Annotated in this window: 10 protein-coding genes (1 of these 10 only partly in view); 9 read left to right on the top strand and 1 reads right to left on the bottom strand. The window is 75.0% G+C overall.

The genetic code is table 11. The features are described 5' to 3' along the window. Together FHX39_RS02625 and FHX39_RS02630 are read left to right on the top strand one after the other, a co-directional pair. Window positions 1-13,372: the 3' portion of a DUF7507 domain-containing protein gene (locus tag FHX39_RS02625; protein ID WP_183336568.1), read on the top strand. It extends 19,514 nt beyond the left edge of the window; the window shows 13,372 of its 32,886 coding nt (coding positions 19,515-32,886); the start codon falls outside the window, past its left edge; it ends in the stop codon at window positions 13,370-13,372. Between the two features lies 1 nt (window position 13,373). After that, a complete protein-coding gene (locus FHX39_RS02630) occupies window positions 13,374-13,850 on the top strand; it encodes a hypothetical protein (RefSeq protein WP_183336570.1) in 477 nt (158 codons plus the stop codon). A 221-nt stretch (window positions 13,851-14,071) separates the two neighbouring features. Here the strand turns inward: FHX39_RS02630 and coaA are convergent, their stop codons facing one another. Next, complete coding sequence (coaA, locus tag FHX39_RS02635; protein WP_183336572.1) at window positions 14,072-15,034, bottom strand: type I pantothenate kinase; 963 nt, start codon at window positions 15,032-15,034, stop codon at window positions 14,072-14,074. Window positions 15,035-15,142: 108 nt separating this feature from the next. Between coaA and glmS the strand changes: the two genes are divergently transcribed. From glmS to FHX39_RS20885, 7 genes are all read left to right on the top strand, one after another. Then, window positions 15,143-16,987, top strand: coding sequence for a glutamine--fructose-6-phosphate transaminase (isomerizing) (gene glmS / locus FHX39_RS02640; RefSeq protein ID WP_183336575.1), 1,845 nt, complete (start codon window positions 15,143-15,145; stop codon window positions 16,985-16,987). Window positions 16,988-17,130: 143 nt separating this feature from the next. Further along, a complete protein-coding gene (locus tag FHX39_RS02645) occupies window positions 17,131-17,481 on the top strand; it encodes a holo-ACP synthase (protein WP_183336577.1) in 351 nt (116 codons plus the stop codon). A 104-nt stretch (window positions 17,482-17,585) separates the two neighbouring features. Beyond that, window positions 17,586-19,013 carry an NAD(P)H-hydrate epimerase gene (locus FHX39_RS02650; RefSeq protein WP_332836638.1) on the top strand — a complete coding sequence of 476 codons (1,428 nt, stop codon included), beginning with the start codon at window positions 17,586-17,588 and terminating at the stop codon, window positions 19,011-19,013. After that, the gene (alr, locus tag FHX39_RS02655) at window positions 19,010-20,200 is read left to right on the top strand and encodes an alanine racemase (RefSeq protein WP_183336579.1); all 1,191 of its coding nucleotides are present in this window, start codon (window positions 19,010-19,012) and stop codon (window positions 20,198-20,200) included. Before FHX39_RS02650 ends, alr begins: the two co-directional genes overlap by 4 nt. Next, window positions 20,200-21,468, top strand: coding sequence for an alpha/beta fold hydrolase (locus tag FHX39_RS02660; protein WP_183336581.1), 1,269 nt, complete (start codon window positions 20,200-20,202; stop codon window positions 21,466-21,468). Before alr ends, FHX39_RS02660 begins: the two co-directional genes overlap by 1 nt. Next, entirely contained in the window at window positions 21,465-22,139 is a 675-nt protein-coding gene (locus FHX39_RS02665; protein WP_183336583.1) for a nucleoside/nucleotide kinase family protein, read from the top strand. Before FHX39_RS02660 ends, FHX39_RS02665 begins: the two co-directional genes overlap by 4 nt. A gap of 397 nt (window positions 22,140-22,536) precedes the next feature. Further along, complete coding sequence (locus FHX39_RS20885) at window positions 22,537-24,924, top strand: DEAD/DEAH box helicase (RefSeq protein ID WP_183336585.1); 2,388 nt, start codon at window positions 22,537-22,539, stop codon at window positions 24,922-24,924. Window positions 24,925-24,985: the final 61 nt, after the last annotated feature.

The following is a 24,985-nucleotide window of genomic DNA, read 5'->3' on the forward strand; positions in this document are numbered from 1 at the left end:
CGCGCCCGTCGACGCGAACGCCGACGGCCGGACCGACGCCGGCGACACGATCGCCTACACGTTCACCGTGGGCAACCCGGGCACGGTCACCGTCGCCGCGGTCACGGTCGTCGACCCGACGGTCGGCCCGGTCAGCTGCGCGACGCGCACGCTCGCGCCGGGCGCCTCGACCACCTGCCTGGTGACCTACACCGTGACGCAGGCCGACCTCGACACCGGCGCGGTGACCAACACCGCCCGGGCGACGGGGACGTCCCCGGGCGGCGCCGCCGTGACCTCGCCCGACGCGAGCACCACCACGCCCACGACGGGCGCCTCGACCCTGTCGCTGCGCAAGTCGGCCGGCACCCCGACCGACGTCAACGGCAACGGCCGGCTCGACGCGGGCGACACCGTGCCCTACCGCTTCGCCGTCACCAACGCCGGCACGACGACCCTGACCGGCCTGACCGTCGCCGACGCCAAGGTGGGGGCGACCACCTGCCCGGTCACCACGCTGGCCCCGGGAGCGGGCACGACCTGCACGACGACGACCCCGTACGTCGTCACCCAGGCCGACGTGGACGCGGGCGCGGTCGCCAACGCCGCCACCGCGAGCGCCCGCGACCCGCGCGGCACCGCCGTGACGTCGCTGGTCTCGACGACCAGCACGCCGACGAGCACCACGGCGACGCTCGCCCTGACCAAGACCGCCGCGCCCCCGGTGGACACCGACGCCAACGGCCGGACGAACGCCGGCGACACGATCACCTACCGCTTCGCCGTCACCAACACCGGCGCGCTGACGCTGAGCGGCGTGACCGTGGCCGACGCCAAGGTCGCGGTCTCCTGCCCGGCGGGCGGCCTCGCCCCGGGCGCGACCACCACCTGCACGGCCACGTACCCGATCACCCAGGCCGACGTGGACGCGGGCGCGGTCGCGAACACCGCGACGGCGGCCGGTCGCACCCCGGCCGGCGCGACCGTCGCCTCGCCCGCCTCGAGCACCAGCACGCCCACCAGCACCACCTCCGCGCTGACGCTCGACAAGCAGGCGGGGACCCCGGTCGACCGCAACGGCGACGGCCGAATCGCGGCCGGCGACCGGGTGCCCTTCTCCTTCGTCGTCACCAACACCGGTGACGTGACGCTGACCGGCGTGGCCGTGGCCGACAGCCGCGTCGACGGGGGAGCGGTCTGCCCCAGCCGGACCCTGGCCCCGGGGGCGACGACCACCTGCACCGCGGCGTACACGATCACCCAGGCCGACGTGGACGCCGGTGCGGTCACCAACACCGCGACGGTGTCCGGCCGGACCCCGGCCGGGGTCACGACGACCTCGGACCCGGACAGCACGGCGACCCCGACCAGCACGGTCGTGGCGCTGGCCCTGGTCAAGACCGCGGCGGCCCCTGTCGACGCGGACGGCAGCGGGCGGACCGACGCCGGCGACACCGTCGCGTACAGCTTCGCCGTCACCAACACCGGTGCGCAGTCGGTGACCGGCCTGGCCGTGCTCGACGCCCGCGTCCCGGGCGGTCCGACCTGCCCGGTGACCTCCCTCGCGCCGGGGGCGGGCACGACCTGCACCGCCGTCTACACGCTGACCCAGGCCGACGTCGACGCCGGGTCGGTCCGCAACACCGCGACCGCGCGGGCGGCCGACCCCCGGGGCGCGGCGGTCCTCTCCGCCAGCTCGAGCGCCACCACGCCCACGTCGACCGCGACGAGCGTGACCTTCGACAAGCAGGCCGCGGGCCCGGTGGACGCGAACGGCGACGGGCGGACCGACGCCGGCGACACCGTCGCGTACACGTTCGTGGTCGTCAACACCGGCGCCCAGACCCTGACGCCGCTGCGGGTCACCGACAGCCTCGTCGCCCCGACGTGCCCGACGACGGCGCTGGCCCCGGGCGCCGAGCTGCGGTGCACGGCGACCTACGTCATCACCCAGGCCGACGTCGACGCGGGCGCGGTCCTCAACACGGCCACCGCGAGCCTGCGCCGCCCCGACGGGACGACGCTCACCTCGGCCGCCGACTCCACCACCACGCCGCTCCTCACCAGCTCCGCGCTGACCCTCACGAAGACGGCCGGTGCGCCCGCCGACGTGAACGCCGACGGCCGGACCGACGCCGGCGACACGATCACGTACGCGTTCCGGGTCACGAACACCGGCAGCCTGACCGTCCGCGCGGTCGCGGTCACCGACCCGCGGCTCGCGGCGCCGGCGACCTGCCCGACGACGACGCTCGCGCCGGGGGCGAGCACCACCTGCACGGCGACCTACACGATCACGCAGACCGACGTGGACGCCGGGACCGTGGACAACACGGCGACCGCCGCCGGGACCGACCCGACCGGGGCCGCGGTGGTCTCGGACCCCTCGAGCACGCGCACGCCCACCTCGCGCGTCGCCACCCTCGCCCTGGTCAAGACCGCGGGGGCGCCGGTCGACCTGAACGGCAACGGCCGCACCGACGCCGGCGACCGGGTCGACTACCGCTTCGCCCTCACCAACACCGGTGCGGTCACCCTGGCCGCGCCCGCCGTCGCCGACCCCCGACTGACCGCGCCGGCGGCCTGCCCGGCCGGCCCGCTGGCCCCCGGCGCGAGCGTCGTCTGCACCGCCCCGTACACGATCACCCAGGACGACGTGGACGCCGGCTCGGTGCCCAACACCGCGACCGCGACCGCCACCTCGCCGGCCGGGGCGACCGTGACGTCGAACGCGTCGAGCACCACGACCCCGACCTCGACGACCGCGGCGCTCTCCGTCGACAAGCAGGCCGGCGCGCCGGTGGACGTGGACCGTGACGGCCGGGTGGACGCGGGCGACACCGTCGCGTACACCTTCGTCGTCACGAACACCGGCGCCCAGCGCGTCACGTTCCTCGCCGTGGTGGACCCGCTGGTCACCGCCCCCTGCGGCACCACGGCGCTGGCGCCGGGGCAGAGCACCAGCTGCACGGCGACCTACACGATCACCCAGGCCGACGTGGACGCCGGCGTCGTCGCCAACACCGCGACCGTGACCGCACGGCGGCCGGACGGCACCACCGTGACCTCGCAGCCCGACTCGACCGTGACCCCGGTGGTCGGCGTGCAGGGCCTGAGCCTGGTCAAGACCGCCGGGACCAGCACCGACGTGAACACGAACGGCCGGCTCGACGCCGGCGACGTCGTGCCCTACTCCTTCGCGGTCACCAACGTCGGCACGGTCACGGTGTCCGGCCTGGGCATCACCGATCCGCAGCTCGCCGCGGCCGCCGTGTGCCCGACCACCACCCTGGCCGCGAACGGCACGACCACCTGCACCGGGACGCACACGGTCACGCAGGCCGAGGTGGACGCCGGCACGGTCCGCAACACCGCGTCCGCCCGGGGCACCGACCCGACGAACGCCCCCGTCGTCTCCGCGCCGAGCAGCACGAGCACGCCGACGAGCACGGTGGCCACGCTGGTGATCGACAAGCAGGCGGGCGCCCTCGTCGACGTCGACGGCGACGGCCGGGTGGAGGCGGGCGACCGGCTGCCGTACGCGTTCCGGGTCACCAACACCGGTGCCGTCACGCTGACCGGCGTCGCGGTGCGGGACGCCCGCATCCCGGCCGGTCCGGCCTGCCCGGCGACCACGCTGCTGCCCGGCGCCTCCGCGACCTGCACCGCGACCTACGTCCTGACGCAGGCCGACGTCGACGCCGGGACGGTCGACAACTCCGCCCGCGCGGCGGCCGACGACCCGCGGGGCCGGCCGGTCACCTCCGACCCCGACACGACGACGACGCCCGTGGCCACGAGCTCGGTGCTCGACCTCGCCCTGGTGGCCGGCACGCCGGCCGACGCGAACGGGAACGGCCTGGTCGACGTCGGCGACACGATCACCTACCAGGTCGTGCTGTCGAACGACGGCACCCGCACCCTGACCGGCCTCACCGGGGCGGTCACGTTCCCGGGGGCGGCGCCGGTCGCGCCCACCTGCCCGACCACCACGCTCGCCCCGGCCGCGAGCACGACCTGCCTGGTGACGTACACGATCACGCAGGCCGACGTCGACGCCGGCTCCGTGGTCGTCGGCGCGACCGCCACCGGCACCGACTCCGCCGGGGCCCTGGTCGCCTCCGACCGCGAGACCGTGACGACCCGGACCGCGACCACGGTCGGCCTGAGCCTCGACAAGCGGGCCGGCGTCCCGGTCGACGTCGACGCGGACGGCCGCGTCGACGCGGGCGACCAGATCACCTACACGTTCGTCGTCACGAGCACCGGCGTCCGCACCGTGCGCGACGTGGTGCTGCGCGACGCGCTCCTCGGCGACTCCGCCGCAGGTGGCCGGCTGCCCTGCGCCACCGGTCCGCTCGGCGGGGGCGGCTCGGTCACCTGCACGGCGACCTACACGATCACCCAGGCCGACGTGGACGCCGGCAGCGTGCCCAACACGGCCACCGTGACCGGGACGGACCCGGCCGGGACGCCCGTGCCGACGGCGACCGACTCCACCAGCACGCCCACGGCCGACGTGGCCGAGCTGACCCTGGACAAGACGGCCGGGGCCCCCCGCGACGTCGACGGGGACGGCCGCATCAGCGCCGGGGACCGGGTCCCGTACACCTTCGTGGTCGTGAACGAGGGCAGCCGCACCCTCACCGCCGTGGCGGTCGTGGACGCCCGCCTCACCGGCACCGTCCCGTGCGACGTCCGCACGCTCGCGCCGGGGGCCCGGGCCACCTGCACCGCCGAGGCGACGATCACCCAGGCCGACGTCGACGCCGGCTCGCTCACCAACACGGCCACCGCGGTCGGCACCGACCCGGCCGGCACGACCGTCACCTCGCGCCCCGACTCGACCACCACGCCCACCGTCGGTTCCGGCGCGCTGCGGCTGGACAAGACCGCCGGGACCCCGGTCGACGTGGACGGCGACGGGCGCGTCGACGCCGGCGACCGCATCACGTACGGCCTCACGGTCACGAGCACCGGTACCGCGACCTTGACCGGCGTCACGGTGGACGACCCACTGCTGGGCCCGGTCGGCTGCCCCGCGGGCCCGCTGGCCCCGGGGGCGGCCGTCGCCTGCACCGCCGCGGACCACACGATCACCCAGGCCGAGGTCGACGCCGGCGCCGTGGTCAACCGCGCGACGGCCTCCGCCCTCACCCCGGAGGGCGAGCGGCTGACGTCCGCCCCGGCGACCGTCACCACGCGCACCTCGAGCGCCTCGACGCTGACGCTGGCCCTGTCGGCCGCCGCCCCGGTCGACGTGGACGGCGACGGCCGCACGGACGCGGGCGACACCGTCACCTACACCGCGGTGCTCACGAACACGGGTGCGGTGACCCTGACCGGGGTCGGCGTGGTCGACACGGTCGCCGGGCCCGTCGTCTGCCCGCGCACCACGCTGCTGCCCGGCGAGCAGGTCACCTGCACGGCCACGCACCCGATCACCCAGGCCGAGGTCGACGCCGGGGCGGTCACCAACGTGGGCACCGCCTCGGGCACCACGCCGACCGGGACCACCACGACCTCCGCCCCCGTCACCGTGACCGTGCCGACGGCCACCGCGGCGACGCTGACCCTCGACAAGTCGGCCGGCACCCCGGTCGACGTCGACGGCGACCGCCGCGTCGACGCCGGCGACACCGTCCGCTACACGTTCGTGGTCCGCAACACCGGCGCGGTCACGCTGACGGCCCTGGCCGTCGACGACTCCCGGATCGCGTCCGCCGCCGTCTGCGACGTCGAGACCCTCGCCCCGGGGGCGACCGCGACCTGCACGGCCACCTACACGATCACGCAGGACGACGTGGACGCCGGCACGGTCGACAACGCCGCGACCGTCTCGGCCACCGGCCCGGGCGGGGCGCGGGCCGTCTCCCCGACGGACACCACGAGCACCCCGACGTCCGCGACCGCCCAGCTCGGCCTGGTCAAGTCCGCCGACGCCCCGGTCGACGTCGACCTCGACGGCCGGGTCGACGCCGGCGACCGGATCACCTACCGCTTCGTGCTCACCAACACGGGCGCGCAGACCCTGACCAACGTCGTCGTCCGCGACGCCAGGGTCGGTGGCGTCGCCTGCCCGACCACCACCCTGCTGCCGGGCGGGACCACCACGTGCACGGCGGCGTACACGATCACCCAGGCCGACGTCGACGCCGGCGCCGTGGTCAACACCGCCACCGCCGCGGCCACCGACCCCCGCGGCGGAGCGGTCACCTCGCCGTCCTCGGGCACCCGGACGCCGACCGACCCGACCGCCACCCTCGTCATGGTCAAGACCGCGGGCACCGCCGTCGACCTCGACGGCGACGGCCGGATCGGGGCCGGCGACCGGCAGCCCTACACGTTCGTCGTCACCAACACCGGGGTGGTCACCCTGTCGCTCGTGGACATCCGGGACGCCCGCGTCGGCACGGTCAGCTGCGACGTCCGCACCCTGGTGCCGGGCCTGCGCGCCACCTGCACGGCCAACCACGCCATCACCCAGGACGAGGTCGACGCGGGCGGCGTCACCAACACCGCCACCGCGATCGGCGTCACCCCGACCGGCGCCACGGTCACCTCGCCCCCCGTCACCGCGACCAGCGCCACGAGCAGCGCCGCGTCGGTCTCCCTGGCGCTCAGCGCCGGCACGCCGGTCGACGTCGACGGCGACGGGCGGACCGGCGCCGGGGACCGCATCGAGTACGCCGCCGTGGTCACGAACACCGGCGTGCAGACCCTGACCGGCGTGACCGTGGCCGACAGCCTGCCCGGCACCCTGACCTGCCCCTCCACGGTCCTGGTCCCGGGAGCGGCGACCACCTGCACGCTCACGTACACGGTCACCCAGGCCGACGTGGACGCCGGCACCGTGCTCGAGACCGCGACGGCCTCGGGCACCCGGCCCGGCGGCGCCATCGTGAGCTCCGCCCCGGCCACCGTCGAGACGCCGACCGACACCCGGGCCGCGCTGAGCCTCATCAAGACCGCCGGCGCCCCCGTCGACGCGAACGGCGACGGTCGCCTGGACGCGGGCGACACCGTCCGCTACACGTTCGTGGTGACCAGCACCGGGTCGGTCACCGTGAGCGGCGTGGCCGTCCGTGACGCGCTGGTCGGCGGCGACGTCACCTGCACCGCCACGAGCCTGGCCCCGGGGCGGCAGACGACCTGCGCCGCGACCTACACCCTCGACCAGGGCGACCTCGACGCCGGGCGCGTGGACAACACCGCGACCGCCACCGGCAGCTCGCCGACCGGCGCGCCGGTCGTCTCCGCGGCGGCCGCCACCTCCACCCGGCTCCCCGCGAGCGCCGCCCTGACGCTGGACAAGACCGCCGCTCCGCCGCTCGACACGAACGGCGACGGCCGGACCAGCGCCGGCGACACGGTGCGCTACACGTTCCGGGTCGCCAACCCCGGTGCGCTGACCCTCACCGGCGTCGGCGTCGACGACGCGCTGGTGGACGCACCCTGCCCGACGACCACGCTGACCCCGGGCGCCGTCACGACCTGCTCGGGCGACCACGTGCTCACCCAGGCCGAGGTGGACGCGGGCTCGCTGACCAACACGGCGACCGCGCGCGGCACGCGTCCCGACGGGACCGTCCAGCGCTCGACGCCCGACAGCACCGACACCTCGCTGGCCACCCGTGAGGGCCTCCGTCTCGACCTCCGGGCCGACGCTACGGCCGACACGAACGGCTCCGGCCGGGTCGACGTCGGCGACACGCTCCGCTACACCTTCGACGTCACGAACACCGGTGCGGTGACCGTGCAGGGCCTGGTCGTGGACGACCCGGTCCTGGGCACGATCAGCTGCCCCACGACCACGCTCGCGCCGGGCGCCACCGTGCGCTGCACCAGCGTCTACGTGCTCACCCAGGCCGACCTGGACACGGGGTCGGTCGTGAACACCGCGACCGTCTCCGGCCGCACCACGACCGGCACCGGCGTCGGCTCCCCGGCCGCCAGCGTCACCACGGTCCTGCCGCAGGCGCGGGGGCTGGCGATCGACCTGCGGGCCGCGCCCGCCGTGGACGTGGACGGTGACGGGCAGGTCGACGCGGGCGACACCGTGACCTACACCTACGTCGTCACCAACCCGGGTACCGTCACGGTCGCCGGGGTCCAGGTCGCCGACCGCCTGCAGACCGGTGGCCTGACCTGCGACGCCGCCACCGTCGCCCCGGGCGGCACGCTCACCTGCCGGGCCACGTACGTCCTCACCCAGGCCGACGTCGACGCCGGCTCGGTCACGAACACCGCGACCGCCACAGGGACCGACCCGTCGGGCGACGACGTGGTCGCGGCGCCCGACAGCGAGACGACGACGACCTCCGCGGTCTCCACGCTGGCCGTGACCGCGACCGCGGGGACGCCGACCGACACCAACGGCGACGGGCTCGTCGACGCCGGCGACGTCGTGCCCTACCGCTTCGTCGTGGTCAACACCGGGACGCTCACGCTGACCGGCGTCACGGTCACCGGGCCGCGGCTCGCCGCACCCGCCGACTGCCTGCCGGCCACCCTCGCCCCGGGCGCGCAGGCCGTCTGCACGGGCTCGACGGTGGTCACCCAGGCCGACGTCGACAGCGGTGCCGTGGTCACGACCGTCACGGCGGCCGGCGTCCGCCCCGACGGCGCGGCGGCCACGTCCGCCCCGACGACCGTGCGCACCCCGACCGCGACCGCGGCCTCGCTGCAGGTCGACCTGCGCCCCGGCACCCCGACCGACGCCGACGGCGACGGCCGGGTCGAGGTCGGCGACACGCTCACCTCCACCTTCGTGGTGACCAACACCGGCGTGGTCACGGTGTCGGCGACCGCGGTCCAGGACAGCCGGGTCGGGGTCGTCAGCTGCCCGGGCACGGTCCTCGCGCCGGGCGCCACCCTCACCTGCACCGCCACCACGACGATCACGCAGGCCGACCTGGACGCCGGCGCGGTCGTCGACCGGGCCACCGCGGCCGGCACGGCGCCGGACGGCACCGCCGTGGTGGCGCTGCCCGACACCGAGACCACGCCGCTCGCGACGACGAGCACGCTGCTGCTCGACCTGACGGCCGGCGCCCCCGTCGACGCCAACGGCGACGGCCGGCTGGACGCGGGCGACACGGTGACCTACACCTTCGCCGCCACCAACACCGGCACGGTGACCCTGACCGGGCTCACCGCCCGCGACGACCTGGTCGGCACCGCCACCTGCGCCGCCCTCACGCTGGCCCCGGGCGCGAGCACGACCTGCACCGGCGTCCACACGCTGACCCAGGCCGACCTCGACGCCGGGACCCTCGTCAACACGGCCACGGTGGTCGGCACGACCCCGGGCGCGACGACGACGGTCTCCGACCCCGACACGACGACCACGCCGCTGGCCGGGAGCACCGGCCTCAGCCTGGACAAGGCCGCGGCCGCCCCGGTCGACACCGACCGGAACGGTCGCATCGCGGCCGGTGACACCATCACGTACACGTTCACGCTGGTGAACACGGGCACGGTCAGCCTCACCGACGTCACGGTCGACGACCCGAGCGTCACCGGCCTGACCTGCGGGGCGACCGCGCTCGCCCCGGGCCGCTCGACCACCTGCACCGCCGTCCACACCCTGACCCAGGCCGACGTCGACGCGGGCACCGTCGACAACACCGCCACCGCGCGCGCCACCGGCCCGACCGGTCAGCCGGTGCGCTCGGGCTCCGACAGCACCAGCACCCCCGTCCGGGTGACCGGCGTGCTGAGCCTCGACCTGGCCGCGAGCGCCGCGGCCGACACCGACGGCGACGGCCGGGTCGACGCCGGCGACACCGTCACCTACACGACCACCGTGGTGAACGGCGGCGACAGCACCCTGACCGGGCTCGTGGTCGACGACAGCCTGCCCGGCACGCCGGTCTGCGCCGTCACCACGCTCGCCCCGGGGGAGCGGACGACCTGCACGCTCACGTACGTGCTGACCCAGGCCGACCTGGACGCCGGCACCGTGCGCAACGCCGCCACCGCGACCGCGGTCGGGCCGGCCGGGACCCCGGTCACCTCGAACGCCGACCGGACGACGACCCCGCTGGTCGAGTCCGGCGCGCTGAGCCTGGTCAAGCGAGCTGCCGCGCCGGTGGACGCCAACGGCAGCGGCCGCGTCGACGCGGGCGACACCGTCGCCTACACGTTCACGGTGTCCAACCCGGGCACCGTGACGGTCACCGGGGTCGTCGTCTCCGACCCGAAGGCCGGCGCGGTCGCCTGCCCGGTCGCGACGCTGACCGTCGGGGCCACGACGACCTGCACGGCCACCTACCGGATCACCCAGGCCGACGCCGACCGCGGCTCGGTGGACAACACCGCGACCGTCAGCGGCCGGACCCCGGGCGGGCGCACGGTGACCTCGCTGCCGTCGAGCACCCGGACGCCGACCTCGACCGCCGCGTCCCTGCTGCTGGACCTCGGGGCCGGGGTGCCGGTCGACGCGAACGGCAACGGGGTGACCGACGCCGGTGACACCGTCGGCTACACCGTCGCGCTCACGAACACCGGTGCCGTCACCCTCAGCGGGGTCGCCGTGGACGCGGCCCTGGGCAACCCGACCTGCCGCACGACCACCCTCGCGCCGGGCGCCACCACGACCTGCACCACGACCCACGTGCTGACGCAGGCCGAGGTCGACGCCGGCACCGTGCGCAACAGCGCCGTGGCGGTCGGCACCGGCCCGGACCGCGTCACGGTGACGTCGAACCGCGACACCACCGACACGCCGATCAGCCCGGTCTCCGGGCTCGCGCTGACCAAGACCGCGGCCGCCCCGGCCGACACGAACGGCGACGGCCGCGCCGACGCCGGCGACACGGTCGGCTACACGTTCGTCGTCACCAACACGGGCACGGACTCGGTGTCCGCGGTCGCGGTGAACGACCCCCGCGTGGCCGTCGGCTGCCCGGCCACGACGCTCGCCCCGCGGGCGAGCCTGACGTGCACCGCCTCGTCCGTGATCACCCAGGCCGACGTCGACGCCGGTGAGCTGGTGAACACGGCGAACGCGACCGCGACCGACAGCGCGGGCCGCCCGGTCGGCTCGGCCGGGGCCGCCGCCCGCACCGCCCTCGACCAGAGCGCCGCGCTGACGACCGACCTCGGCGGCGTCCCGACCGACGTCGACGGCAACGGCGTGGTCGACGCCGGCGACACGATCGCCTACACCGTCACCGTCACCAACACCGGCTCGGTCACCGTCAACGGGATCCTGGTCGCCGCGAAGAACCTGCCGGCCGGCTTCGGCTGCGCGTCGGTGAGCCTTGCCGCCGGCGCCTCCACGACCTGCACCGCCACCTACACCGTCACGCAGGCCGACGTCGACGCCGGTCGGGTCGTGACCACCGCGGTCGCGTCCGGCACCGGCCCGACCGGTCGGGCGGTCGGCTCGAACAGCGACACCGAGACCACCCTCACCGGTGGCCGCGGAGAGCTGGCCCTCGACAAGACCGCGGGGCCCGTGGTCGACGCCGACAACGACAAGCGGCTCGACGCGGGTGACACCGTGGCCTACTCCTTCGCGATCACGAACCGCGGCACGCTGACGCTGACCGGGGTCCGGGTCGTCGACGCGCTGCTGCCGGCGACGGCCTGCCCGCAGACGACGCTCGCCCCCGGGGCCACGGTGACCTGCACCGGCACGTACGTGCTCACCCAGGCCGACCTGGACGGCGGCACGCTCACCAACACGGCGACGGCCACGGCGACCGGGCCCGACGGGACGACGTTCACGTCGCCCGCGGACACCACGACCACGCCGACCGGCGGCACCGGCGGCCTCGACGTGACCATCCAGACGGGCCAGCCGACCGACGTCGACCGCAACGGCCTCGACGCCGGGGACACGGTGGCCCGGACGTTCCGGCTGCGCAACACCGGGACGCTGACCCTGACCGGCGTCACGGTCGTCGACCCGGCCACCGGGGCCACGGTCTGCACGATCGCCACGCTGGCGCCGGGGGAGAGCGCCACCTGCGACGCCGCCCCGTACGTGGTCACCCAGGCCGACATCGACGCCGGGAACGTGGTCCTCGGGGCCACGGCCGCCGGCACCGACGCCGACGGCACCGTCCGGCGCGACGACGCCTCCGCCACGACCCCGCTGCGCGCGGTCTCCCGGCTCACGGTCGACAAGACCGCGACCCCGGTGGACACGAACGGCGACCAGGTCCTCGGCGCGGGCGACACGATCACCTACACGTTCCTGGTGACCAACGCCGGTGCCACCACCGTCGACACGGTGGCGATCGACGACGCGCGGCTCGACGACGGCGCGGACTGCCCCGCCACCACGCTCGCACCGGGGGCGTCGACCACCTGCACCGCCGACTACACGGTCACCGCGAACGACGAGCAGCTCGGGTCGGTCGACAACGCGGCCACCGCGACCGGGACGTCGCCGGCCGGGGACGACGTGACGTCGGCGCCGGACACCACCAGCACGCCGTTCGGGGCGGTGAGCCTCACGCTGGTCAAGCGGGCCGGGGCCCCGGTCGACGTCGACAGGAACGGGACGATCGGGGTCGGCGACACGATCGCCTACACCTTCACGGTCACCAACAGCGGCGCCCGCACGGTCACCGCGGTCGCGGTCCTCGACGCCAAGGCCGGACCGGTCACCTGCGCCGCCGCCGAGCTCGTCGCGGGGGCGGCGACGGAGTGCGCGACGGTGCGGGACCACGTCATCACGCAGGCCGACGTGGACGCCGGCTCCGTCCGCAACACGGCGACCGCCCGCGCGACCGGGCCGGACGGCGAGGCCGTCGTCTCCAGCCCGGCCAGCGTCGAGACCGCCCTCGCCGGGGGCGTCTCGGCCACCCTGGTCAAGGCGGCCCTGCCGGTCGACGACCGCAACGGCGACGGCCGGACGGACGCGGGCGACCGGGTCGCGTTCAGCTTCACCGTGACGAACACGGGCACGGTCACCCTGACCGGCGTCCGCATCGACGACGCGATGCTCGCCGACGACGGGATCGACGTGACCTGCCCGTCCACGACGCTGGCCCCGGGCGCCACCGTGGTCTGCACCTCGGGCGCCTACCGGATCACCGCCGCCGACGAGCGCGCCGGCCAGATCCGCAACACGGCGGGCGTCCGGGCGACCGGCCTCGGCGACGGCGGCGTGCTCGACACCGACGCGGTGACGATCACCGTCGACCGCCGGGGTGGCACCGGCGGGGGCGGCGACGGCAACAACGGCAACACCGGCGGCAACAACAACGGCGGCGACAACGGCGGAAATAACGACGGCGGCGGCACGAATCATGGGAACCTGCCGAACACCGGCGCGCCGTTCGGCCCTGCACTACCGGCACTGGGGATCCTCCTCGTGCTGGCCGGGTGCCTGATCCTCAGGCCTCGGGGACCCCTCGGGAAGAAGAAGGAGTGACATGATCACCTCGGGACGCACCAAGGACCTCGCCGCGCTGGCGGCCGCGACGGCACTGCTGGTGGCCGGGCTCGCCGGCTGCAGCAGCGACAAGCAGGAGCCGGCGGCTGACGCACCCGCCCCGGCCCCCGCCGCCTCGTCGACCGGCGTGATCTCGCCGCCCAAGCTGACGACCGTGCCCACGCTGAGCAAGCCGAAGGGCATCGCGGCCGACACCACGATGACCGGCTGCTCCGCGGCCAAGGGCCCGGTCGAGGCGACCGGGACGGTCAAGAACACCGGCGACGACAAGAGCGACCTCGTGGTCGTCGTCTCCTGGATCGTCCCGCAGGGCTCCGACGTCGTCGCCCGCGGCGTCGCGGTGGTCAAGGACGCCGAGCCCGGCTCCTCCCACGACTGGAAGGTCGCCAGCAACGTCAAGATCGACCAGCAGGTCCAGTGCGTCCTCTCCGCCCGCCGCGGGGCGATCAAGGGCTGACCCGCGGCGCCCCCGGGGCCTGCGGGCGCCGCCGTACGCAGGGCCGTGGGGAGTGTCGGGGGTGCGATCGCCGGTTTCCCACGTTCACGTGAAAAACCGGTGCTGAGCACGGCAGATCTGCCGTGCTCAGCGCGGGTCTTTCACGTGAACGTGAAAAACTTGGGGCGGCTGGGGCGCAGGACTCGCGAACCTCCGGGGTCGAGCCGGGTCCCGCGACCGGGTCAGACCTTGCGGATGCGGACCCACTCGACGCGGTGGTCGGGGCCCTTGCGCAGGATCGCGGTCGCGCGGCCGCGGGTCGGGAGGATGTTCTCGTGCAGGTTCGGGCCGTTGATCGTGTCCCACAGGTGCTCGGCCCGCGCGACGGCCTGCTCGCGCGTCAGCTCGGCGTAGCGGGCGAAGAACGAGCGCGGGTCGCGGAACGCGGTCTCGCGCAGCGACAGGAACCGGGAGACGTACCAGGCGCGGATGTCCGCCGGGTCGGCGTCGACGTAGACGGAGAAGTCGAAGAAGTCGCTGACGGCCAGCCCGCTGGTGCCGTCCGCGCGCGCGACGGCCGGCTGGAGCACGTTCAGGCCCTCGACGATGAGGATGTCCGGGCTCTGCAGCACGACCTGCTCGCCGGGGACGATGTCGTAGACGAGGTGGCTGTAGACGGGGGCCGCGACCTCGGGCTCGCCGGACTTCACCGCCATCACGAAGCGCTGCAGCGCCCGCCGGTCGTACGACTCGGGGAAGCCCTTGCGGTCCATCAGCCCGCGGCGCTCGAGCTCGGCGTTCGGGTGGAGGAACCCGTCCGTCGTCACCAGCGCGACGCGTGGGTGCCCGGGCCACGCCGCGAGGAGCTCGCGCAGCAGCCGCGCGGTCGTCGACTTGCCGACCGCGACCGAGCCGGCGATGCCGATGACGAACGGCGTCCGGTCCACGGACAGCTGCAGGAAGCTGCCGGTGCTGCGGTGCAGCTCCCCGGTCAGGTCGACGTAGCGCGTGAGCAGCCCGCTGAGCGGGACGTAGACGTCGCGGACGTCCTGCAGCGACGTCGGGTCGTCGAGCCCGCGGGCGCGTTCCAGGGCGTCGACGTCCAGGCCGAGCGCGTCGGAGGTGGCGAGCGCGGCCCAGTCGGCGCGGCTCCGCTCGACGTACGGGCTGGCGTGGCCCCGGAGCGCCTGCGACTGCGTGACCACGGTCCGTCACAGTAGTGCGCGCGACAGGTTCCCACCCCCACCGACCGACGCGGCGGAGGAAACGTGCGTTCCGGGTCGGGCCGGGCCTGCTCCCGTACCCTCAGGGGCATGTGCGGAATCGTCGGCTACGTCGGTCCGAGACCGGCTCTCGGGGTCGTGGTCGAGGGTCTGCGACGCCTCGAGTACCGCGGGTACGACTCGTCCGGCGTCGCCGTCGTCGAGGGCGGCCGGCTCCACGTGGCCAAGAAGGCCGGCAAGATCGCCAACCTCGACGCCGAGCTGGCGGCGCACCCGCTGCCCGCCGACGGCCTCGGGATCGGGCACACGCGCTGGGCCACGCACGGCGGGCCGACCGACGTCAACGCCCACCCGCACGTCTCCGCCGACGGCCGCGTCGCCGTCGTGCACAACGGCATCATCGAGAACTTCGCCGCCCTGCGCGCCGAGCTGGCCGAGGACGGCATCACCTGCGTCTCCGAGACCGACACCGAGGTCGTGGCGCACCTGCTCGGCCAGCAGGTCTCGTCGGGCCTGGACCTCGCCGAGGCCATGCGCACGGTCTGTCGCCGCCTGCACGGCGCGTTCACCCTGGTCGCGGTCGACGCGCAGGGGTCACGTTCCGTGGTGGCCGCCCGCCGGAACTCCCCGCTCGTCGTCGGCGTGGGGGAGGGCGAGCACTTCCTGGCCTCCGACGTCGCCGCCTTCATCGAGCACACCCGCGACGCGATCGAGCTCGGCCAGGACCAGGTCGTCGTGATCACCGAGTCCGGCGTCGAGGTCACGGACTTCGACGGCGCCCCGGCGCCGACCCGCCCGTTCCACGTCGACTGGGACCTCTCCGCCGCGGAGAAGGGCGGCTACGACTGGTTCATGCGCAAGGAGATCTACGAGCAGCCCAAGGCGGTCGCCGACACGCTGCTGGGCCGCCACGACGCCGACGGCCGGCTGACCCTCGACGAGATCCGGATCTCCGAGGCCGAGCTGCGCCGCGTCGACAAGATCGTGATCATCGCCTGCGGCACGGCCTTCTACGCCGGCATGGTGGCCAAGTACGCGATCGAGCACTGGACGCGGATCCCGTGCGAGGTCGAGCTGGCCAGCGAGTTCCGCTACCGCGACCCGATCGTCGGCCCGACCACGCTGGTCGTGGCGATCAGCCAGTCCGGCGAGACCGCCGACACGCTGATGGCGATCCGGCACGCCCGCGAGCAGCACGCCCGCGTCCTGGCCGTCTGCAACACCAACGGCTCGACCATCCCACGGGAGTCGGACGCCGTCATCTACACCCACGCCGGGCCCGAGATCGGGGTCGCGTCGACCAAGGGCTTCCTGACCCAGGTCGTCGCCTGCTACCTGCTCGGGCTCTACCTCGCCCAGGTGCGCGGGACGAAGTTCGACGACGAGATCGCCAACGTCATGGCCGAGCTCGCGACGATGCCCGACGCCATCGCCGGGGTGCTCGAGGACATGGACCCGGTGCTCAAGCTGGCCGCCGACTTCGCCGAGCAGCGGGTGGTGCTGTTCCTGGGCCGCCACGTCGGCTACCCGGTCGCGCTCGAGGGCGCGCTCAAGCTCAAGGAGCTGGCGTACATCCACGCCGAGGGCTTCGCCGCCGGCGAGCTCAAGCACGGCCCGATCGCGCTGATCGAGGAGGGCCTGCCCGTCTTCGTGGTGATCCCGCCGCGGGGCCGCGACCAGCTGCACGACAAGGTGCTGTCCAACCTGCAGGAGATCCGCGCCCGCGGCGCCCGGACGGTCGTGCTCGCGGAGGCCGACGACCACGAGGTCCTCCCGTACGCCGACGTCCTCGTCCCGCTGCCCAAGGTCTCGACCCTCCTGCAGCCCCTGGTCGCGACCGTCCCGCTGCAGATGTTCGCCTGCGAGCTGGCGACGCAGAAGGGCCACGACGTCGACCAGCCCCGCAACCTGGCCAAGTCCGTCACCGTCGAGTGACCGCCCGGCTCTCACTCTCGTCCCACGGGTCACGGGTTTTTCACGTTCACGTGAAAAACCGGACCTGGCCACGGCAGATCTGCCGTGGTTAGCGACAGTTTTCCGGGTATAGCAGAACCCGCACGACGCCCGCGGGCCCGGCCGTGATCATCGGGGTGGGCATCGACGTCTGCGACGTCGAACGGTTCTCGCAGACCCTGGAACGTCGCCCTGGTCTGGTGGCTCGGCTCTTCACGCCGGCGGAGGCGTTCCGCACCCCGGCCTCGCTCGCCGCCCGGTTCGCGGCCAAGGAGGCGCTGGCCAAGGCGCTCGGCGCGCCGCAGGGCATGTCGTGGCAGGACGCCGAGATCGTCACCGACGACGCCGGGCGGCCGTCGTTCGTCGTCCGCGGAACCGTCGCGGCGCAGGCCGAGGCCGCCGGGGTCGTCTCGATCCACGTCAGCCTCTCCCACGACGCCGGCATCGCCTCCGCCGTGGTCGTCTGCGAGGGCTGACCGGACCGAGCCCCAGGATTGGTGCGGATCCGACCGGGCAGACGCGGTCAGATCCGCGCCGATCTCCGGCTCGTCGTGCCGCGGCACTGGATAAGGTCGCGGGCGTGCAGGCCTTCACCGTCGAGCAGGTCCGTCGCCTCGAGGCGGTGGCCATGCGGGTGGTGCCCGAGGGCGCCCTGATGCAGCGTGCCGCGGCCGGCCTCGCCGCCGTCGTCGCCACCGAGCTCGTACGCCGCACCGGCCGGGTCTACGGCGCGCGCGTCCTCGTGCTCGTCGGCCCCGGGAACAACGGCGGCGACGCCCTCTGGGCCGCGGCCCGGCTCGCCCGCCGCGGCGCCCGGGTGAGCGCGGTGAGCGTGCTCGGCAGGCCGCACGCCGAGGGCCTGGCCGCACTCCTCGCCGCGGGAGGCCGTCTCCTCGACGCCGACGCGCTCGGTGACCTCGCCCGCTACGACCTCGCCCTCGACGGCGTCCTCGGCATCGGCGGTCGCCCCGGCCTGCCGGAGGACGTGGCCGGGCTGGTGGCCCGACTCGACGCCGCCCACGTCCCCGTCGTCGCGGTCGACCTCCCCAGCGGCGTCGCGGCCGACACCGGCGCGGTGCCCGCGGAGGCCGTCGCGGCAGCGGTCACCGTGACCTTCGGCGTCGTCAAGGTGTGCCACCTGCTCGAGCCGGCGCGCAGCCGTACGGGCCGCCTCGTCCTCGTCGACATCGGCCTCGACACCACGACCGAGACTCCGGAGATCGACGCCTGGGACGCCGACCGCGTCGCCGACGCCTGGCCGTGGCCGGGGGCGAGCAGCGACAAGTACGGCAAGGGCGTGGTCGGCGTCGACGCCGGCTCCGAGACCTATCCGGGGGCCGGGATCATGGCGACGTACGGGGCGGTGCACGGCGGGGCCGGGATGGTGCGGTTCCTCGGGCCGCAGTCGGCGCACCCCATGATCACCACGAACCTGCCCGACGTCGTCTTCGCCGCCGGGCGCGTGCAGGCCCACCTCCTCGGGTCCGGCTGGGGCGAGCGCCCCGACGGCACCCAGGTCGTCGCCGACGCCGTCGGCTCGGGCGTGCCCGGGGTGCTCGACGCGGACGGTCTCGGCCACCGCCCCGACACGCTGCCGGGCTCCTGGCTCCTGACTCCTCACGCCGGCGAGCTGGCGAAGCTGCTCGGGGTCGAGCGCACCCAGGTCGAGGACGACCCGCTCGCCGCCGTCCGCGCCGGTGTGGACAAGACGGGCGCGACCGTCCTTCTCAAGGGCGCCACCCAGCTCGTGGCCCGACCGGGCACGACGACCGTCGAGCTCGCCGTCCCGGGTCCGGCCTGGACCGGCCAGGCGGGTTCCGGCGACACGCTCGCCGGGCTGTGCGCCGCGGTGCTGGCCGCCGGGCGCCCCGCGCACGAGGCCGCCGTGCTGGCCGCGTCCCTCCAGGCGGTCGCCGCCGCCGCCCACCCGGGCCCGCTGCCGCCGCACGTTCTCGCGGAACGCTGCGCCGACCAGCTCGGCGCCTGGTGGCGGGAGCGGCAGCCGTGAGCCTCGACGTCTTCCCCGACTCGTCCCCGGCCGCGAGCCCCGGCCTCGACCCGGTCACCGCGAGCGCGGAGATCGACCTCGCCGCGTTCCGCGAGAACGTGGCCACCCTCGCCGCCCACGTTGGCCCCGCCGCGCTCATGGTCGTGGTCAAGGCGGACGCGTACGGGCACGGCACCGTCGCCTGCGCCCGCGAGGCCCGGATCGCCGGGGCGTCCTGGCTGGGCGTCGCCACCCCGACCGAGGCGCTGTCCCTGCGCGGGGCCGGCGACGCCGGACGGCTGCTCTGCTGGCTCTACGGCCCGGCCGAGGACCTGAGCCCGCTCGTCGCGGCCGACGTCGACGTCTCGGCCTCGAGCGCGGAGGACGTCTCGCGCCTGGTCGCAGCGGCGGCCGTCACGGAACGTGTTGCCCGCGTCCACCTCAAGGTCGACACCGGCCTGACCCGGAACGGGGCGCCCGAGCCCGGCTGGGCCGAGCTGTTCGCCGCGGCCGCCGAGGCGGTGGACGCGGGCGCGCTGCGGGTGGTCGGCCTCTGGTCGCACCTCGCCGCCGCCGACGAGCCCGGACACCCGTCGGTCGCGCTGCAGCTGGCCGCGTTCGACCGCGCCTACACCGCGGCGCGGCTCGCTGGCGTCCAGCCGGAGCTGCGCCACCTGGCCAACTCGGCCGGCGCCCTCCTGCTGCCCGAGGCCCGCTTCGACCTCGTCCGGGTGGGCATCGCCGCGTACGGGATCGAGCCCGCGCCCGGCCTCGCCGAGCTGGCCGGCGTACGCCTGACCCCGGTGATGCGGCTGCGCGCGCAGCTCGCCCTGGTCAAGCGGATCGAGGCCGGCACCGGGGTCTCGTACGGCTGGACCTGGACCGCCCCCGAGGACACCGTCGTCGGGCTGGTGCCGCTCGGCTACGCGGACGGCGTCCCGCGCCACGCCGGGAACGTCGCCGAGGTCGAGGTCGGCGGCCGTCGCGCCCCGGTGCGCGGGCGGATCTGCATGGACCAGCTCGTCGTCGAGCTCGGCCCCGGCTCGCGGGCGGAGCCGGGCGACGAGGTCACCCTCTTCGGGGCTGGTCCGGACGCGCCGACGGCGGCGGACTGGGCCGAGGTGTGCGGCACCATCGGCTACGAGATCGTGACGCGCGTCGGGGCCCGGGTCCCGCGGCACCACCTCCGCCCGACGCCGGCCGGCTGATGCCTCCCCACCTTCCCGCGCGCCTGCCGGCCCGGCTCACGCCACGTCGGCCCGTCCGCCTCCCCGTCCGTCGCCTCCGTACGCCGTCCGGCCCGACCCGCGGCCTGCCCGCCTGGACCACGCACCTCGGCACCGGGGTCGGCCTCGTCGCCGGCGTCCTCGCGCTCGCGGCCGGCGGCGTCGCGGTCGGGCTCGAGCTCGAGCAGCGCATGATCGGCAAGCGGGTGGGCCGGGCCGCGGGCGGCGGCGACAAGATCGTCCTGCCCCGCTCCTTGGGCCCGACCGTCCGGACCCCCGACGGGGTGCCGCTGCACACCGAGATCGACGAGCGGGCCGACGACCCCCGGCCCGCGTACGGGACGGAGGACCCTCCGCTGCCGGACGGCGCCCCGACGCTGGTGCTCGTGCACGGCTACGCCCTGAACCTCGACTGCTGGCTCTACCAGCGCGAGCACTTCCGCGGGCGGGTGCGGCAGGTGCTCTACGACCAGCGCTCGCACGGCCGCTCCGGGCACTCGTCGGCCGAGTACTGCCGCGTCCCCCAGCTCGCCGAGGACCTCCGCCAGGTGCTGGCCGAGGTGACCGGCGACGGACCGGTGATCCTGGCCGGGCACTCGATGGGCGGCATGACGATCATGCACCTGGCCCTGTCGCACCCCGACCTCTTCGGCCCGCAGGTGAAGGGCGTCGCGCTGTTCTCCACCTCGGCGGGCTCGCTGGCCGACTTCTCCCCGCTGCGGGTCGTGCCGGGCCACGTGTTCTCGCGGGTCGCGCCGCCGATGCTCACCGCGCTCAATCGCGTGCCCGAGCTGGTCCGCCGCACCCGGCAGGCGGGCAGCGACCTCGGCTTCGTCGCGACCCGGCGGATGGCCTTCGGCTCCGACGTGCCCGGCCCGCTCGTGGAGCTGGTGAGCGAGATGCTCGGCGAGACCTCGCTGGAGGTCGTCGCCGACTTCTACCCGACCTTCTCCGAGCTCGACGCGTACGAGGCGTTCGACGTGATCGGGCGCGTGCCCTGCGCGGTGGTCAGCGGCATCGACGACGTCTTCACCCCGATCGAGCACACCGACCGCATCATCGAGCTGCTGCCCGAGGCGGCAGCGGTCCGCGTCGAGCACTGCGGCCACCTCGGCCTGATGGAGCACCCGGCCGTCTTCTCGCGGGCGATCGACGACCTGTACGCCCGCGTCCTCGGCACCGCGGACGTCCCGGGTGCGGGGGAGGGCCCGGGCGCCCCGGGACGCGACGATGGCAGGGTGGAGCCATGAGCACCACGCCGGCCGCGACCGACACCCCGACCTCCGCCGAACCCGTCCGGCTGAGCGTCGCCGACCTCGTCGAGCGGGCCCGTCGCCTGGCCGACGCCGGTCAGCGGCGGCTGCTGGGGCTGACCGGGCCGCCGGGAGCGGGCAAGACCACGCTCGCTCGCGCGCTGGTCGACGCGCTCGGCCCGGAACGGGCGGTCCTGGTCCCGATGGACGGGTTCCACCTCGCCGACCCGACCCTCGTCGCCTGGGGGCGCCGGGACCGCAAGGGGGCACCGGACACCTTCGACGCCGGCGGCTTCGTGTCGCTGCTCCACCGGCTGCGCGACCAGACCGAGGACGTCGTGCACGCGCCCGAGTTCGACCGCGCGCTCGAGGCGTCGCTGGGCTCGGCGATCCCCGTGCCGCGCGACGTCCCCCTCGTGGTCACCGAGGGCAACTACCTCCTCACCACCGACGGCGCGTGGGTGCAGGTCGAGCCCCTGCTCCACGAGAGCTGGTACATCCAGCTCCCCGACGACGTCCGCGTCGACCGGCTCGTCCGCCGGCGCGAGGGCTACGGCAACCCCCACGAGGAGGCGGTCGCCTGGGCGCTCGGCAGCGACCAGGCCAACGCCGAGGTCGTCGCCCGCGGCCGGAACCGCGCCGACCTGGTCGTCACCCTCGTCGACTGACCGTCAGAACGCGGCCGTACGCGCGTCGTCTGCGCGGACGCGACCTCCGCCTCGTACGCCGTCCTCACACAGCCGCGCACCTCGGACCTAGCCGCACAGGCCGCGTCCTGCGCGGCTGTGCCGCAGGTCCGCGGCTGCGGGGAGGGGTCGGCACAGACGACGGCGGGAGCGGTCTGGGACGCCGCCCGACACGCCGTTTCGCGCTCAGGGGCGAAGGACTGTAGACTCGGTGCAACCCGAGCGGCAAATTCACCTTCGGGACACCCGCGCCCTCCACCGAGTGTGGCGCACCTGGGTTCGTCTTCCCTCTCCTGCGCACAGTGTCGTTGCAGTCGATCACGGTCGTTGACGTACCTGACCGAGATCCCCCGACCCCGGGGAGAGAAGTGAGATACGCATGTCCCCGAAGTCCCAGGGTGCCGACGGCATCCCCAAGAAGCGTTGGTCGGCCGCCGAGCGCGCCGCCCGCGGCCACACCGCTCGTCGCAGCGGCGGCGTCCCCCGGGCGCCCCTCCGCGGCGGTCCGCCCAGCCAGGGTGGTTCGCGGAGCAACAGCTCCGGCCGCGTGAACGGCGAGTGGTCGACCCGCCCGCCCCGTGACGACCGCCCGCAGCGCGACGACCGTCCGGCGTACAACCGCGACGACCGCCCCCAGCGCAGCGACCGTCCCGCGTTCAACCGCGACGACCGTCCCCAGCGCGACGACCGCCCGTCGTACAACCGCGACGACCGTCCTGCGTACAACCGTGACGACCGCGGCTCGCAGCGCAGCGACCGTCCGTCGTACAACCGCGACGACCGTCCGTCGTACAACCGCGACGACCGTCCTGCGTACAACCGCGACGACCGCGGCGCGCAGCGCAACGACCGTCCGGCCTACAACCGCGACGACCGACCCGCGTACAACCGGGACGACCGCGGCGCGCAGCGCAACGATCGCCCGGCCTACAACCGCGACGACCGTCCCCAGCGCAGCGACCGCCCGTCGTTCAACCGCGACGACCGTCCCCAGCGCAGCGACCGCCCGTCGTTCAACCGCGACGACCGCGGCGCGCGCAACGACCGTCCGTCGTTCAACCGTGACGACCGCGGCTCGCGCAGCGACCGTCCCTCGTACAACCGCGACGACCGTCCCGCCTACAACCGCGACGACCGTCCGGCGTACAACCGGGACGACCGTCCCCAGCGCAGCGACCGTCCGGCCTACAACCGCGACGACCGCCCCCAGCGCGACGACCGCCCGCAGCGGACGTCGTCGGGTCGCCCCTCCTTCTTCGACTCCTACGACGACAAGAAGGCCGGCAACCGCGCGTACGCCGACCGCTCTGACCGTGCCCACCACGCGTCGAGCCCGAACATCAACAAGGTCCGCCCGCCCCGCGAGCGTGACACCGACCGTGAGCCCGAGAACGTGGACGACATGACGACCGAGACCGTGACCCCGACGCCCGCCTTCGAGGGCACCTTCGCCGACCTCGGCGTGCCCGCCAACATCGTGGCCATCCTGGACGGCCAGGGCATCACCACGCCCTTCCCGATCCAGGCGGCGACGATCCCCGACGCCATGGCCGGGCGCGACGTGCTCGGCCGCGGCCAGACCGGGTCGGGCAAGACGCTCGCCTTCGGCCTGCCGATGATCGCGAACCTGACCGGTGGCACCGGCAAGCCGCCGCGCGGCCTGGTGCTCGTCCCGACCCGCGAGCTGGCCATGCAGGTCAACGAGGCGCTCGAGCCGCTGGCCCGCGCGGCCGGCCTGTCCACCGTGCTCATCGCCGGCGGCATGTCGTACGTCCCGCAGCTGCGGGCCTTCTCGCGCGGCGTCGACATCGTCATCGCCACGCCGGGCCGCCTCATCGACCTGATGGAGCAGGGCGAGCTCGACCTGAGCAAGGTCGAGGTCACCGTCCTCGACGAGGCCGACCACATGGCCGACCTCGGCTTCCTGCCGGCCGTCACGACGATCCTCGACACCGTCCCCGGCGACGGGCAGCGTCTGCTCTTCTCGGCGACGCTCGACTCCGGCGTCGGCCGCATCGTCAAGCAGTACCTGAGCGACCCGGTCACCCACGAGGTCGACTCGGCGCGGGCCAGCGTCACGACGATGTCCCACCTGCTCGTCCAGGTCGCCCCGCACGACAAGGCGCCCCTGACGGCCGAGATCGCGGCGCGCGAGGGCCGGACCATCGTGTTCGCCCGGACGCAGCGCGGCGCGGACCGTGTCGCCGAGCAGCTCCGTGACGCCGGCGTGCTCGCCGGTGCGCTCCACGGCGGCCTGACCCAGGGCGCCCGCACCCGCATCCTCGAGGCGTTCAAGGAAGGGCAGCTGCCCGTCCTCGTCGCCACCGACGTCGCCGCCCGCGGCATCCACGTCGACGACGTCGGCCTGGTCCTCCAGATCGACCCGCCGGCCGGCTCGAAGGACTACCTGCACCGCGCCGGCCGTACGGCGCGCGCCGGTGGCACCGGCCTGGTCGTCAGCCTCGTGCTGCCGCACCAGCGTCGTGAGGTCACCCGGCTGCTCGGCCAGGCCGACGTGCACGCCGACACGATGATCGGGAGCCAGGGCTCGCCCGAGCTCGAGGCGCTCACCGGCGGGCACCGTCCCACCGGCGAGCCGATCGGCGACGCGCAGTTCCGAGCGATCGTCGACCCGCCGGCCCGTCGTCCCGGCCGCGGTCGTCCCGCGGGTCGTGGCCAGGGCGGCCCCCGTGGCGCCCGGCCGCCGCGTCGCGGTCCCCGTACGGACCGTCCGGCGCGCAACGAGACCTGGGGCGCTTCGGCCTGATCCGGCCTGACCTGGGCTGATCTGCCCTGAGCCGACGACTGACGCGGCATCCACCTCCTGG

Origin of the sequence: Microlunatus antarcticus (genome assembly GCF_014193425.1) — a bacterium.
Classification (GTDB): Bacteria; Actinomycetota; Actinomycetes; order Propionibacteriales; family Propionibacteriaceae; genus Microlunatus; species Microlunatus antarcticus.

Bases quoted from the DNA above. Each gene is read 5' to 3' on its own strand.
- FHX39_RS02630 (WP_183336570.1), top strand. From the start codon at position 13,374: ATGATCACCTCGGGACGCACCAAGGACCTCGCCGCGCTGGCGGCCGCG.
- glmS (WP_183336575.1), top strand. From the start codon at position 15,143: ATGTGCGGAATCGTCGGCTACGTCGGTCCGAGACCGGCTCTCGGGGTC.
- FHX39_RS02660 (WP_183336581.1), top strand. From the start codon at position 20,200: ATGCCTCCCCACCTTCCCGCGCGCCTGCCGGCCCGGCTCACGCCACGT.
- FHX39_RS02665 (WP_183336583.1), top strand. From the start codon at position 21,465: ATGAGCACCACGCCGGCCGCGACCGACACCCCGACCTCCGCCGAACCC.
- FHX39_RS20885 (WP_183336585.1), top strand. From the start codon at position 22,537: ATGTCCCCGAAGTCCCAGGGTGCCGACGGCATCCCCAAGAAGCGTTGG.